Below are 16,123 nucleotides of genomic sequence, written 5' to 3'. Positions count from 1 at the left end.
AAACTATGACTAACAGACCCCAACCATCTTTATTTTCTATTTTTTTTGTTAATTTTTTTGTTAATAAATTATTATCAATATATTAGCGAAAGTTTTCGAAGGTTTTTATTTGCTTTTATAGATAATTACCGCTAATTTACTAACAAAAACAAAATTATATCATGAAAAACTGCTATTCATTAATACTTTTTTTCTGCATAATGTTTTCTTCTTCGGCTTACAGTCAGGAGAAAATAGAGGTAGAAGGAACAGTTCTGGATGCTGAAACGGGTATTCCCGTACCTAGTGCCAATGTTATTGAAAAAGGTACAACAAACGGGGTTTTAACAGATTTTGACGGTAACTTTAAAATTGACGTTCCCAGAGATGCAACGCTGGAAATTTCTTTTTTAGGTTATGCTACGCAAGAGGTAAAAGTGAATAGCCAAACCGAAATCCAGGTTTCGTTAGAACAGGACGCCGCGGCACTGGATGAAGTTGTTGTAGTTGGATATGGCTCACAGAAAAGAGAAAGTTTAACAGGATCCCTACAAACCGTGGAAGGAGATGAACTTAGAGATATCACAACACCTTCGGTTGAAAATATGCTAAACGGAAAAGCGGCAGGAGTATACGTAGCGCCAGGATCTGGCCAACCTGGGTCCAGAGGAAGTGTGGTAATTCGGGGACAGGCAACCTTAAGCGGAACTACCAGCCCACTATGGGTTATTGATGGGGTTATAGTTGGATCTGGGCCTGGAGAATTAAATCCGGATGATATTGAAACTATGACCGTACTAAAAGATGCAGCCTCAACTGCTATTTACGGTTCTCAAGGTGCTAACGGAGTTGTTGTGGTAACCACGAAGAGGGCGAAACTAGGAAAAACAACAATAAGCGCCTCTTCTAATATAGGTTTTAATGAATTGAATAACGGGAATTTGGAAATGATGAATGGAGCGGAGTTATATGATTATTACGCTTCATTTGAAAACGCTGATCAGATTTCATTTCCCCGCTGGAACGAAGAATTACGCAACAGTAATTTCGATTGGTGGGATCTAGCCACTACTACCGGGTTTACACAAAATTACAATGTTTCTGTTCAGGGTGGTTCTGAAACACTTAGGTCTTATATGTCTGTAGGTTTGTATGATGAGCAGGGCGCTGTTAAGGGCTATGATTATACCCGCTACAATTTCAGATTCAGAACTGAATATAAACCTACTGATTGGTTGACTATAAAACCATCAATAAATGGTTCACTTCGAGATGTGGAAGATCGGCAGTATTCTACAACGGCTATGTATTCCAACTTTCCGTGGGACAGTCCTTATGATGAAGACGGGAATTTAGAACCTCATCGTTCTAGCAACTGGGTAAATAGTGCCAGCACGAATTACCTGTATGATCTTCAATGGAATCATTCCTCAAACAAAAACTATGAGTTTATGGGGAATATGGATTTTGATATTGAACTGACCGATTGGTTAACGTTTTCTTCTGTTAACAACTATCGCTACAACAGCTATAAATCTAAAGGCTATACCGACCCGCGTTCTAATGGAGGCCAGAGTGTTAATGGACGAATAACCGATTATCGATCGGAATCCACACGCAGATACACCAACCAAATTTTACGATTTGACCAAAGTTGGGGCAAGCATGAACTTAACGGAATTCTTGCTTATGAATTCAATGACTACCGCGGTGAAACCCTTGATGCTTATGGAACCGGATTTATACCTGGTTTTGAGGTATTAGATGTTGTATCTGTACCGGAACGAACCAGAGGAGGTATTAGTGAATGGGCTGTACAGTCTGGTCTTTTTAACGCAAATTATTCCTATGACACCAAATACCATGCTCAGGTTTCTTTTCGTAGGGATGGTGCATCCAATTTTGGAGATAATGCTAAATATGGAAATTTCTACTCGATTAGTGGAGGATGGAATATTCACAAAGAAAATTGGTTTAATGCAGATTGGGTAGACGCACTAAAACTACGTCTTGCCTATGGTTCTGTAGGAAACCGTCCAGGTTCCCTTTACCCGCAATACGATCTATATTCAATCTCGACTAATGCAAGTTACAATGAAAACCCAGGAGCATTAATTAGTCAGATAGGAAACGATGACCTAACCTGGGAAAAAACGTTTACGAGCGGCGTAGGATTTGATGCAAGATTTCTTAATGACCGAGCAAGACTAACCTTTGATTATTATGAAAAGAATACTGAAAATATCCTGTATCGGGTTCCTATTACGGGATTAACAGGTGTGACCAGTATTTGGCAGAACATTGGGGAAATGGAAAATAAAGGAATTGAAATTGCCATTGGCGGTGATATAATCCGAAACGAAGATCTAACCTGGAGTGTAGACTTAAATTTAGGGCATAATGTAAATAAACTCACAAAACTCTACGAAACAAAAGATGCCAGCGGAAATTATACTGTAAGACCAATTATTATAAGTGATGGGTTGGGAATTGCCGGTTCTGCACAACGCATGTTAGAACCTGGAAGGCCTATAGACACCTATTACTTAAAAGAGTGGGCCGGGGTGGATCCTGAGAATGGAGCTCCACTGTGGTACAATGTGGAAAGGGATGATCAGGGAAATGAAATTTCAAGAACTACCACTTCCAACTACTCAGAAGCAACATTTGAAAAAACTGGAAGAGTATCTCCTGATGTTTTTGGTGGATTTTCTACTGGACTATCATACAAACAATTCGACCTTGATGCTATGTTCGGTTATGCTTTAGGTGGTAAAATATATAACTATTCTCGTCAGGAATATGATTCAGACGGAACATATACAGATCGTAACCAAATGAAACTTAGACCTGGATGGAGCCGATGGCAACAACCAGGGGATATAGCCACCCATCCAATCGCTAAGTATAATAATCCTGATCAAGGTAATGCTACTTCTACTCGCTATCTGGAAAACGGTGATTTCTTAAAACTACGCTCACTAAGCCTGGGTTATAATATTGACCTTAGCCAGTTTGCTATAAGTAATGCACGTATTTCCTTAACTGGTGAAAACCTGTTCGTTATAACAGATTATTCAGGAGTAGATCCTGAAATTCCCGCGAGTAATGGAGCAGTGATGGGCTCTACCGGACCTGGAGTTTACCCATCCACACGTAAATTTATGCTGGGACTTAACTTAACATTTTAATAAAAAATATCATGAAAAAAATACTTATAGCCTTTTTGGCCACGACAGTACTTTTAGCCTGCGATATTGACCGTCTACCTCAAGGAAGCCTGGATTCCGAGACCATAGTCAATGATCCCGATGCTTCTCTTGAATCCCTGCTGAATGGGATGTATGCCCAGTTAAAAAGCTGGTCAGATCCTATGCACCGTATGGGTGAATATGCAGGCGACAATATGATGATTCGCGGCTCATCTACTGATGCGTTTTATGAATTTATATCATATTCTCGCACGCCAAACAATTATCGCCTGACACAATTTTGGGACTCAGGCTATAAAGCCATCGCACAAGCTTCAAATATTATTGATATGATTGAAGAGGGACAAAGTGAAGAGATAGATAACAACCTTGGCGAAGCTTACTACGTTCGGGGAATGATGTACTTTTACTTAACCCGTGCTTTTGGCCGTCCTTACTATCAAAATCCTCAAACAAACCTTGGGGTTCCTATAGTTAATGGTACACCTGATGATGTAATAAATTTAGAGCTTGAAGATCGTGCTACAGTAGAGGAAAGTTACCAACAAGCTATTACTGATCTAAAAAGGGCTGAAGAATTACTTACAATAGAAAAAGAATCAATTTATGCCACAAAAGAAGCAGCACAAGCTATGTTATCCCGTGTTTATCTTTTTATGAGTGGCACTTATGAATCTCCTAATACTGAATATACTCAACTGGCTGTAGATTATGCAACCGAAGTGATCGGTTCCGGCAAGTATTCGTTATTGCCAAGAGAGGAATTTATGGAGTATAACACCTTTATTCCCGAAAATAATGCAGAAACCATATTCGCAATAAAAAGAGTTGCATCAGAATTTTCAGGTTACGATCACTATTATGGTGTTGGAGGCATGTACGCCAATATAGGCGGTATGGGCTGGGGAGAAATGTATGCCAGTGCAAAATATATTGATTTGTTAGACGAAACAGGTCGTAATGACTGGCGCCCGGAAAGCTACAGTTTAGTAGATGCTCGTGCAGCCTTTATCCAGCCAACCTATGATAATAGTGCTCCTGAAGTTTTCCGCTTTATCAAGGAAGATGGTGACGATTTAAATTATGTACAGGCAGAGATTACTCGTAGTGGGAACACGATAATTGCGGAGGACGACACAGATTCTTATACACTCACTCCTGTTGACGCTAATCAGGAGATTTATTCTATTCAATATAGAGATGGAAAGACTTATACAGGTGTGATAGACAACTATATTTCATTAAACCGGGTTTACCCACAATTTTACATTACTAAAGCTTCTCTAGAAGGAGAAGAATCTCACTTACACTCTCCAGTCATTAGTCGTTTAGGTGAAATTTACCTGAACCGTGCTGAGGCTTATGCAAAACTTGGTAATTACAGCGCAGCACTGGAAGATCTTAACACGATCAGGGAGCGTTCTATTGTAGACGGAGGTTACAGCTCGCTAGATGCTTCAAATGCCAGTGAAAGAATTGATAAAGAACGTCAGCTTGAATTAGCTTACCAGGCTGAACGAAGCTATGATGTTTTCCGAAATGGAAAGGCACTAACACGGGAATATCCAGGACCACACAACCAAAATGAGGTGATTCCCGCTACCGATTTCCGTGTGCTGTTTTATATTCCGCAGGATGCCATCAATTCATACCCGGGTACCCTTACGCAAAATCCAACCCAATAGTAAGCGTAAATATTTAATTGCAACCTGTTAAGACTTGTTGCTCTAAAAGAAGGTAACGTTTTACTTTCAAATATAGAATTAGCCAAATTCTATTCTTTTTAAAAAGCGTCTCGTTTAAAATTTTAACGAGACGCTTTTATTTAATACATATTTTATAATTATTCATATAAAACAATCAAAACCTTGTTTAGAGTTTCATTTAATTCTTCTCGCCAAAAGAATACTTCTGTCAACTTAAAATTGAACTTATAAAATTTAAACTTTCTCTTATCCAAATTTCCCCTTCTTCTCTTAACGAATATAATTTTAAAAACCTTTAATATATACACCTACTCTTAAGATAATTCCAACACCTTGTTTTTAAATAGTTTAAAAATTAATTAAACAAAAATCTTACATAAAATATTTCAATAAAAAAGAATTAAAAAAATTAAACTTACAAAAAACAATTTTTTAATAATTTATTTTGGATAAGTAAAGAAAACGTTTGAAATTGCAAACTATACGAAAGTTAAAACTTTCATTTTATTAATTTACCTTTAAATAATAACTAATAAATTTTATGAAAAAATTACTACTAACCTTCATTGTCGTGTTTTTGCCTTACATAATGTTAGGGCAGGAAACCATTGAAATTACAGGGACTGTTACAGACAACAGTATGAGCCTTCCTGGTGTTAACATCGTAGAAAAAGGTACCAACAACGGCACAATGACAGATTTTGATGGAAACTACACTATTCAAACGCCCAGTAATGCAGTTTTAGTTATCAGCTATATGGGCTATGCTACAAAAGAAATAGAGGTTAATGGCAAAACTAATATCGACATTGTTCTGGAGCAAGATGCTGCAGCTTTAGACGAAGTGGTTGTGGTAGGATTTGGCACCCAAAAGAAAGTAAACTTAACAGGTTCCGTAGCATCTGTAGATGGGGATATGCTTGAGGATAGACCTATGACCAGTGTATCTGCCGGACTTTCTGGATTGTTGCCGGGTGTTTCGGTAAACCAATCATCAGGTATGCCGGGTAACGATGGTGGTACTATAAGAATTCGTGGTACTGGTACTTTAAACCAGGCGTCTCCTATGGTAGTAATAGATGGAGTTGAAGGTTCCTTGAATGATGTTCAGCCAAACGATATTGCAAATATTTCAGTACTAAAAGATGCTGCTTCAGCTGCTATTTATGGTTCAAAAGCTGCTAACGGTGTCATTTTAATTACAACTAAAACCGGAAAAACAGGAGAACCTTCAGTACGACTAACAAGTAATTTTGGATGGCAATCTGCTACTAGATTACCAGATTATCTGGGATCGTACGACTATGCTGTGCTTTATAATGAAGCCTTAACAAATAGTGGTAAAGCCCCAAAATTTGATGAAAATGACCTTGAACTTTTTCAAAATGGAAGTGCCCCTTACAGCCATCCAAATACAGATTGGCAGGATTTACTGTACCAGGGATCGGGATTTGTCACCACAAATAATTTAGGCATATCAGGTGGTACAGAATACACTAAATATCGAGCATCCCTAAATTATCAAAAACAGGATGGGATAATAAAGCACACAGGGAAAGATGAGTATAATGCTCGAGTAAATCTTACAATCACCCCTAAAAAATGGTTAACCACCAATTTAAACCTGTCCTACACACAAATGGATCGTGAACAGCCTAACAATACATATGTTGGCGGCGGTTTAGATCAAATTATTAGGCAAACAAACAGAATTGCACCCTGGATTCCTTATAAAAATGAAGATGGCAGTTATGGGACCATTTCAGACGGCAACCCTATTTCCTGGATAGATATGGGGCCTCAAATTAATTATAACCGGAAAACCTTTGTGGGAATTGGTTCTATACAAGCCGACCTTTTCGAAGGATTTAATGTTAAAGCCCTTATGTCCCATAGAAATGTAGAAGAGGATAATTCAGAAATGAATAAAGAAATCCAATATAACGAGAACAAATACCACGGTCCAACAAAACTCACCGAAGACCTTAGAACAACTACTCGAAATACGCTTGATTTAACGGCTAATTACAATAAAACTTTTGAAAATGTACATAATGTAGGTGCTTTGGTTGGATACCATGCTGAATCTTATAATTTTAAAAGAACAACAGCTTACCGTGAAAACTTTCCAAGTAATGAACTTCCTAATTTAGATGCCGGCTCCACAAACGGCATGAAAAATACAGGCTATACAAGAGAACTAAATATGACCTCCTGGTTTGGTAGATTAAATTACGATTACCAAGGCCGCTATTTATTTGAAGCAAACTTAAGAGCAGATGCATCATCTCGTTTTGCAGAAGATAATAGAGTTGGAGTCTTTCCTTCTTTCTCTGCAGGTTGGAGAATATCTGATGAAAATTTCTTTGAAGGAATAAAAAGTACTGTGAACAATTTAAAACTTAGAGGTTCCTGGGGTCAACTTGGTAACCAGGATGCCCTAAATGACTATTATCCTACTGTACCAACTTTAGGTCTTGGAATAGACTATCCGTTTAATAGTGAAATTAATTCTGGAGCAGCCATTGCGAATGCGAAAAATGCAGCATTAATTTGGGAAAAAACTACAAGCTATGGATTAGGTATAGATGCCAGGTTACTTTATAAATTAAATGTCACCATAGATATATATAAAAAACTTACCGAAGGTATTATTATGCAAGTGCCCGCTCCCAACGAATTTGCATTAAATAACTTTTATGATAACGTAGGTAAGTTAGATAATAAAGGAATTGAAGTTAGTCTTGACTATACAGAGACCTTTGGCGAAATAGATTTTGGTTTTGGCGGTAATGTAGCCTACAATAAAAATGAATTAGTAGAACTTGCAGGTACAAATGAAGTTATTAGTGGACGTCAAATCCGGAAGTTAGGTGAATCACTTGATTCCTGGTATGGCTATAAAACCGATGGTTTACATCAAAACCAGGAAGATATTGATGCATATCCTACCAATACCTTGTATCCAGGACAGATTCAACCAGGAGACTTACGTTATGTTGATATCACAAACGATGGCAAGGTAGATGCCAACGATCGTGTGTTACTAGGCAACTCTACTCCTACTCTAAATTTTGGAGCTAATTTAAGTTTAGCTTACAAAAATTTTGATTTACTGGCAATCTTTCAGGGAGCCACAGGTGGCTATGGCTATATGGATTTTGATGCTATTGGCGCCGTTAATGGAGACGGACAAAAACCATCTGCAATGTGGTTAAACCGATGGACTCCAGAAAACACAAACACTAACGTGCCAAGACTCATTGATGCAATTAATGGACCAAGCATGCCTCAAAATTCTACCACAAGCTATTGGTTAAGAAGTACAGATTATTTAAGAATGAAAAATCTTCAACTTGGATATAACATTCCAACCAACGTTTTAGACGGCTGGAATATTTCAAAACTAAGAGTTTATTATACTGCTCAGAATTTATTTACTATTACGAATTATCTCAAAGGATGGGACCCTGAAGCGCCTTCCGGGCGTGGTAGTGGATACCCGGTTGTAATGACCAATTCTATCGGTTTTAATCTAACTTTTTAATTATTACAAGATGAAAAAATTAATTTACTTTATAGGAATCGTTTTTATATTCACCTCTTGCGAAGATTCTTTTTTAGACACAGCACCTAATGATGCACTTTCCCCTTCCACTTTTTGGAAAAGCAAAAAAGATTTAGATCTGGCGCTAACAGGCTGTTATAACGGCTTTGAAAGTGGTAACTCAATATTATATCGCGATGCTGGTTCTGATAATGCTTTCAATAATTTCCCCTGGGAAGGATGGACGAATATTGGGAATGGAAAATTATCACCAGCAGATCCCGGAGCATCGTATTACAACTTTGCCACAATAAACCGATGTAATGAATTTCTGGAAAATGCAGATAATGCAGTTGAAGTTCCGGAAGAAGATAGAATAATTTATAAGGCTCAAGCCCGCTTTATTCGCGCATATGAATATTATGTGCTTACCACAAATTATGGTGATATCCCTTTAATTACTGAAAATTTTGCTACACCCGAAGAAGCTAAAGTGCCACGAAATCCACAAGCAGAAATTCGCACATTTATTGAAAATGAATTAACTGCAGTAATCGATATTCTACCCGAATCATATTCAGGTTCAGAATTTGGAAAAGCTACAAAAGGGGCCGCTCAAGCTCTCCTTATGCGCTACTATCTATATTTTAAAAATTATGAACAAGCCTTAACAACAGCAAAAAGCATCACTGGCTATTCATTACACCCAAGTTTTAAAGGCCTTTTTGATCCAGCTAATGAACAGAATAACGAAATCATTCTATCTGTACAGCATACGCCTGATATTTATGCAATGAGTTTTACTCCATTCTTACCCAATAGTATTGGTGGCTGGTCATCTGTAGTTCCTACTCAGTCTTTGGTTGATGCGTTTGAGATGGCAGACGGAAGAACTATTCAGGAAGCTCAAAGCCAGGGAGACTATGATCCTGAAAATCCATTTATAAATCGTGATCCCAGGTTAAGAGCCACAGTCGTTTATCCCGGGCAGGTATTTGCCGGCAGGGTTTACCGCTCAATTGAAGAAGATGACCCAGATTACTATAATACAGCTGATAACGCTTCAAAAACGGGATATAATTTTAAAAAATATACCACTTTTATAGATATAGATCCCAGTGCTCCTTTCTGGAATATGGGAAATGATATCTTTCTTTTTCGATATGCAGAAGTTCTCCTGACTATTGCAGAGGCAAAAGTAGAATTAGGGCAAATAGACAGTGAACTTTATGAAGCAATAGATGCGGTGAGATTAAGAGCAGGGATGCCTGCAGTGGATAAGCAAAAATATGCTGATCAGGAAAGCGTGAGAAAACTTATTAGAAATGAACGAAGAGTTGAGTTTGCAATGGAAGGACTTCGTAGAGATGATATTATACGCTGGGATATAGCGTCTATAGTTATGAATGGTGAATTATTGGGCGCAAAAAGAGGAAGGGTTCTTGAGACTACTCAACCAAATGGAGATCATCATGTTTCGATGACGTTACCACGAAATTTAATCGAGACCAGGGAATTTCAAGCTCCTAAAAATAATCTTTTGCCTATTCCACAAAGTGCGATCGATAAGAATCCCAAACTGACACCTAATAATACAGGATATTAATTTATTTGAGTATGAGAAAGAATAATTAGAATTAATCTCTAAACAAGCTGCTTTCCCCCCAAACTAATATGAAACCCCAATAATATTAATTGGGGTTTCCTTAAAATAAAAATTGATGAAATTCAACATATACAAAGTTGCTATATTAATAACCTATCTGGGTATATTTTTAACTTCTTGTACACAGGATAAAGAGGAACCAGAATATACCTATCAAATTCCTTTAGGTGAAAATTCGTGGATTTCCAACAATCAGGAAGAAGATAGAAAAATTATTAAAAAAGAAGGTGTACATAATTGGGATGGCAAAAAACCTATTCAAAGTTATTTTAGAACCAACAAATCAGGATTGGTAAAACTTGGACTTAACCTGAAATCAACTTCAGGAAATACCAAACTAAAAGTATCACTGGCTGGAGAAAGCCACGAAATTCAGGTTAAAAACAAAGACTTCCAGAAGGTTTATTTAGGTGAATTTGAACTTGAAGATTCAGGTTACCAGCAAGTATCTATTAAAGTTATAGAACCGGAATCAAATGAAAAAATAACAATCAAAGAACTCCTTTTGGCTGGATCTGTTACCGAGGGGGAAGTGAATTTCGTAGAAGACAATTTCCATTTTGGTCGTCGTGGCCCTTCAGTTCATTTGCGTTACCCCATCCCGGAAGAAAGTAAAAAACCCACTTATTTTTACAATGAAATAGTGGTACCACAGGGAGAAGATGTGATAGGTTCTTACTATATGGCAAATGGATTTTCTCACGGTTATTTTGGCATGCAGGTAAATTCAGAAAATGAACGTCGAATCCTATTTTCGGTTTGGAGTCCTTACGAGACGCAAAACCCTGATGAAATTCCGGAAGATCAAAAAATTATTATGCTTAAAAAAGGAGATGATGTCTATACCGGCGAGTTTGGCAATGAAGGCTCTGGAGGACAGAGTTTTAAAAAATTTATGTGGAAAACCAATACCACTTACAAATTCCTACTGAAAGGTGAGCCCGCAGGTCCAAATCATACAGATTATTCCGCATATTTCTATACGCCAGAAAATAACGAATGGGAACTTATTGCAAGCTTTAGAAGGCCAAAATCCAGTAATTATTTAGGCCGTTTATATTCTTTCCTGGAAAATTTTGTCCCTGCTACTGGAGATATTTCCCGTAAGGCTCACTATAAAAACCAATGGCTTTATGATGAGGAACAGGGCTGGATAGAATTCACTGAGACCATTTTCACAGCTGATGCCACCGCCAATCAAAAACATAGGCTTGATTATGCCGGAGGAGAGACCACAGGAGGATATTATTTGAAAAATTGTGGCTTTTTTAATGAAACAACCGAAGTCAATACTAATTTTGAAAGGGAAGCAACCGGGAATGCACCACAAATAAATTTTGAAAATTTACCTTAACAACTCTAAATCAATCTTAAAAATACTTTCACTACTTTTTTAATGGAAAAAATATTAATTACGGGCGCAGCGGGACAATTAGGAGTTGAACTCACCACTGCTTTAGCTTCAAAATATGGAGCCAGTAATATTCTGGCCAGTGATATTAACTCAGAATCAGCTAAAAAATTTAATTCAGTAAAATTTCTAACCTTAGATGCTACCGATTCTAAGCACATTGAAAATATTATTGTAACTGAAAATATTACCCAGATATATCATTTAGCTGCTATCCTTTCAGCCAAAGGGGAAGATAATCCTCTTTTTACCTGGGATTTAAATATGCGGAGTCTCTTAGGAATTTTAGAGGCTGCCAGAAAATACCAGCTTAAAATATTCTGGCCGTCATCTATTGCTGTTTTTGGAAATGACACTCCGCGTAAAAATACCCCCCAAAACCCTAGAATGATTCCAGGTACAGTATATGGAATCTCTAAGCAGGCCGGCGAGCAGTGGTGTAATTACTATGCTAAAAAATTTAAAGTTGATGTGAGAAGCCTGCGTTACCCTGGCTTAATATCTTATTCAGCCCAACCTGGTGGTGGTACTACCGATTATGCTGTAGATATATTTTATAAATCTAAAGAAGATAAAAAATACACCTGTTTTCTTAGTAAAGATACCCGTCTACCCATGATGTATATGCCCGATGCCATAAGAGCCACATTGGAATTGATGGAAGCACCTGCTTCAGAAATTAAAACACGTACATCCTATAACGTTTCCGGAGTAAGTTTTACACCGGCTGAACTTGCTGAAGAAATCAATAAACATATCGCAGATTTCAAAATTTTATATGAACCTGATTTTCGACAACATATTGCAGACAGCTGGCCACAGAGCATTAATGATGAGGTGGCCGAACAGGAATGGGGTTGGAAACCTAAATACGATCTTAAGAAAATAACTATAGATATGCTTAAAAATATAAAATGTGAAGCCTATTAACCTGGTGAATGGTGGTTCAATCAATACCAAATTGAGGGTCTAAATCAATATTGATTTTAATCCACTAAAAGCAGTATTTAGCGCTACAAGAAGCTAAATTGATTATAATATTCAATTTCATCATATGACTTTCAAAAAATTCAGAATAATAAAAACCTGGAGCGCTATTATTCTCCTGGGTTGGTTCAATTTTTCTCAGGCACAAAGTCCGGAAGGAGTCACTCACTCCGGGCAACACACAAACCAGATGCCTTTTCCAGTTGATTCGTATCACGAATTAGCAAACCCAACTCCCACTCCTGTTAAACTTTGGAATGATTCTCAAAGAACTATAGTGGGATGGGGTAAAACCAGTAAGAGGTACGAGAAAGAAAAACCGGTATCGAAAGATTCACTTTCAACTGATTTAAACCTGCAAGGCTGGAGGGGAGAAAAACTTTCTGCCCAATGGGTAGTTTCAGCAGGAAAAAAAGATTTAAGCCTAAGTGTAGAAATATCAGATTTAAAAAACAGAAATAATAACCAGGTTATTTCAAAGGAGCAAATAGAAAGTGCATTTGTTCGCTATGTATTAACCGATGAACTTAATAAAGATCAAAAAGGAGCCTGTGGCCATCGCGTCCCGGCAAACTTTGATTCAACTTTAGTGGCCGATGTTATAGATCATAAAATAAAAGATTTCAAGGTATTAAAACAAACTACAAGACCCGGCTGGTTATCCATTCAGGTTCCCCGGAATACCAAACCAGGGCTTTATTCGGGAACTTTAAAAATAAAGGATGGTAGTAAAATTTTAAAAAAGTTATTTATAACTATTACGGTAGAAGAACGCCGTTTGTCAGCTCCAAAAGAATGGAACTTCCATCTGGATCTATGGCAAAATCCATATGCTGCAGCCCGATATTATAAAACCGATTTATGGAGTGATGAACACTTTAAAGCTATGGAAGAGGATATTCATCATTATGTAAATGCTGGAGGAAAATCTATTACAGCAAGTATTATTGACCGTCCCTGGGATGGCCAAACACAGGATGCTTTTCATTCTATGGTTCGGTGGACTAAGAAGCTTGATGGCAAATGGGATTTTAGTTTTGATGTTTTTGATAAGTGGGTAGAATTTATGATGGATTCAGGCGTGACCAAACAAATTAATGCCTACAGTATGATTCCCTGGAAACTAAGCTTTGCTTATTTTGATGAAGCTGCCAATACTACAAAACACCTTAAAACCAAACCCGGAGAGGAAGAATACAAAAATTCCTGGACAGCTATGCTTAAAGCCTTCGCTGCCCATTTAAAAGAAAAAGGATGGTTTGATAAAACTTATATCGCTATGGATGAACGCCCTATGGAATCTATGGAAGCGGCTATGAAAGTTATAAAAAATGCTGATAAGAATTTTAAAATATCTTTTGCAGGTAATAGTCATCCTGAATTGTTTGATGCTATAGATGATTATTCCATTACATTAAGTGAAAATTATCCCGATAAAATTATTGAATCCCGTAAAAAACAGGGGAAAACAAGTACTTTCTATACCAGTTGCTCCCATCCCTATCCCAATAGCTTCACTTTTAGTGAGCCTTCAGAAACCGAATGGTATGGCTGGTATGCCGCCAATAAAAAGTTAGATGGTTTTTTACGTTGGGCTTACAACAGTTGGGTTCTGGAGCCACTTTTAGACAGCAGGTTTACCACCTGGGCAGCTGGAGACACCTATTTTATTTATCCGGGCGGAAGAACATCTATACGCTTTGAAAAGCTATTAGCTGGAATACAAGCCTATGAAAAAATTCAAATCTTAAAGTCTGAATTTAAAAGGAATAATAATACTGAAGCGCTTTTACAAATTGATAAAATACTGTCCTCTTTCACAATAGATGAGCTTAACAATAAATCAGCTTCTGTAATGATAGATAAAGCTCAAAAGGCTTTACAGAACTTATAAAAATATTGCTATGAAAATTTTAAGTGTATTCTTTATAAATCCAGTAACCGGGGTTACTGGTAAATTTTTCGCTTAAAATTCTAATATGTACCGATTATCATAAAATAACCCAAAGGCAAATTGAGCAATGAGCTAAGCCTTTATCACAATACTGTTTTAAGTAAATAGAATATTAAAAATAAATCCATGACTAAAGAAACAAACAAATCCATCATCATAATTGGAGTATTATTTTTCATTTTCGGCTTCGTTACCTGGTTGAACTCTGTCTTAATTCCATATCTCAAAACAGCGAGTCAGCTCAATAATTTTGAATCCTACCTTGTAGCTTTCGCCTCATACATCTCCTATCTGGTTATGGCAATACCTTCGGCATGGGTTCTAAAAAAAATAGGATTTAAAAAGGGTATGTCTACGGGATTAGTTGTTATGGCTGTTGGTGCCCTAATTTTTATTCCAGCGGCTATATCAAGAACTTACGTTTTATTCTTATTCGGATTATTTGTTCAAGGCACTGGTTTAGCCCTGCTGCAATCTGCTGCTAACCCTTATATTACCATTTTAGGTCCTATTGAAAGTGCGGCAAAACGGATGAGTATAATGGGAATCTGTAACAAACTTGCAGGAGCACTGGCCCCAATCATCTTTGGTGCTATTTTGCTTAAAAATATGGACAAAGTGGAAGCGAGCCTTACTGGGATGAATGCGGTAGAAAAAGCCGCTGAACTGGATGCGCTTTCAGCACGGGTAATAACACCATATATTGTAATGGCAATAATCCTTATAGGCCTTTCTGTTTTAATTTACTATTCATCATTACCTGAAATTAAAACTGATGAAGAAGATGAAACACTCGCAGCCGCCAATAAAAATAAAACCAATGTTTTACAATTCCCTAATTTATTATTGGGTACCCTTGCAATGTTTCTTTACGTTGGTGTGGAAGTAATTGCCGGGGATACAGTGATTAGCTATGCCCGAGATGCCCACGATATCCCTACCAATGTAGCTAAATTTTTCACCACTTATACATTAATTGCAATGATCGTTGGTTATCTAATTGGTACCGTAACGATTCCAAAATATATTAGTCAGCAGAATGCCTTACAGCTCTCTGGAATATTAGGAATAATATTGGGCCTGGTCGCCATTTTTACAAATGGATACATATCGGTCTTAAGTATTTCTTTGTTAGGTCTTGCTAATGCCCTGGTATTCCCGGCCATATGGCCACTTGCACTACACGGATTGGGTAGGTTTACTAAAATTGGATCTTCATTTTTAATTATGGCCCTGGCGGGAGGTGCAATCTTACCACTTATTTATGGCTATCTTGCTGATACCTTTGATCCGCAATCAGCTTACTGGATTGTTATCCCAAGTTATTTATATATATGGTTTTTTGCAGTTAAAGGACATAAAATTAAATAATAGCTTTCTATAAATCTTTGTGGTTATGTAATAGCATCTTTCTTTAAAGATGTTATTACATAGGTGACCGTTTTTGTTTAAATTCCACTAAAATATTCGTAGATTTTAAGCTATAATTCAGTAAAGAATTTTGGAGCAAATTCACGCATTATTATTGAAAAATTTAATTTGATTTCGAGGCAGTCTTCGGAGCATTTAGTACCGATTATCCAGTAAAAATCACTTTCTCTACTTCAGCTTCAGCAATTTACTCCCGCACAAACTTTAATTCTATTTTTTTACAAATTTGT

General features: G+C 37.2%; 8 protein-coding genes. All 8 read left to right on the top strand.

Annotation, left to right across the window (positions count from 1 at the left end; translation table 11 throughout):
- The first annotated feature begins 161 nt into the window (after window positions 1–161).
- The 8 genes from BM084_RS00770 (at window position 162) to BM084_RS00735 (ending at window position 15,833) form a co-directional block, all read left to right on the top strand.
- Complete coding sequence (locus BM084_RS00770) at window positions 162–3,170, top strand: SusC/RagA family TonB-linked outer membrane protein (RefSeq protein ID WP_093302063.1); 3,009 nt, start codon at window positions 162–164, stop codon at window positions 3,168–3,170.
- Between the two features lie 11 nt (window positions 3,171–3,181).
- Entirely contained in the window at window positions 3,182–4,876 is a 1,695-nt protein-coding gene (locus BM084_RS00765; protein WP_075326305.1) for a RagB/SusD family nutrient uptake outer membrane protein, read from the top strand.
- A 562-nt stretch (window positions 4,877–5,438) separates the two neighbouring features.
- On the top strand, window positions 5,439–8,444 hold the full coding sequence (locus BM084_RS00760; protein WP_093302060.1) for a SusC/RagA family TonB-linked outer membrane protein: 3,006 nt from the start codon (window positions 5,439–5,441) through the stop codon (window positions 8,442–8,444).
- Window positions 8,445–8,454: 10 nt separating this feature from the next.
- Window positions 8,455–10,050, top strand: coding sequence for a RagB/SusD family nutrient uptake outer membrane protein (locus BM084_RS00755; protein ID WP_093302058.1), 1,596 nt, complete (start codon window positions 8,455–8,457; stop codon window positions 10,048–10,050).
- A 115-nt stretch (window positions 10,051–10,165) separates the two neighbouring features.
- Window positions 10,166–11,464: a DUF3472 domain-containing protein gene (locus tag BM084_RS00750; protein ID WP_232228820.1), complete on the top strand. Its 1,299-nt coding sequence runs from the start codon at window positions 10,166–10,168 to the stop codon at window positions 11,462–11,464.
- 42 nt (window positions 11,465–11,506) lie between these two features.
- On the top strand, window positions 11,507–12,451 hold the full coding sequence (locus BM084_RS00745) for an NAD-dependent epimerase/dehydratase family protein (RefSeq protein ID WP_075326301.1): 945 nt from the start codon (window positions 11,507–11,509) through the stop codon (window positions 12,449–12,451).
- 124 nt (window positions 12,452–12,575) lie between these two features.
- Window positions 12,576–14,402 carry a DUF4091 domain-containing protein gene (locus BM084_RS00740; RefSeq protein ID WP_093302055.1) on the top strand — a complete coding sequence of 609 codons (1,827 nt, stop codon included), beginning with the start codon at window positions 12,576–12,578 and terminating at the stop codon, window positions 14,400–14,402.
- A 186-nt stretch (window positions 14,403–14,588) separates the two neighbouring features.
- Window positions 14,589–15,833, top strand: a complete 1,245-nt coding sequence (locus tag BM084_RS00735; protein ID WP_093302052.1) for a sugar MFS transporter — start codon at window positions 14,589–14,591, stop codon at window positions 15,831–15,833.
- Window positions 15,834–16,123 lie beyond the last annotated feature (290 nt).

Origin of the sequence: Salegentibacter agarivorans, assembly GCF_900113135.1 — a bacterium.
GTDB lineage: Bacteria > Bacteroidota > Bacteroidia > Flavobacteriales > Flavobacteriaceae > Salegentibacter > Salegentibacter agarivorans.
The sequence above is the reverse complement of the archived record's forward strand: the minus strand, read 5'-3'. Positions and strand labels throughout refer to the sequence as shown.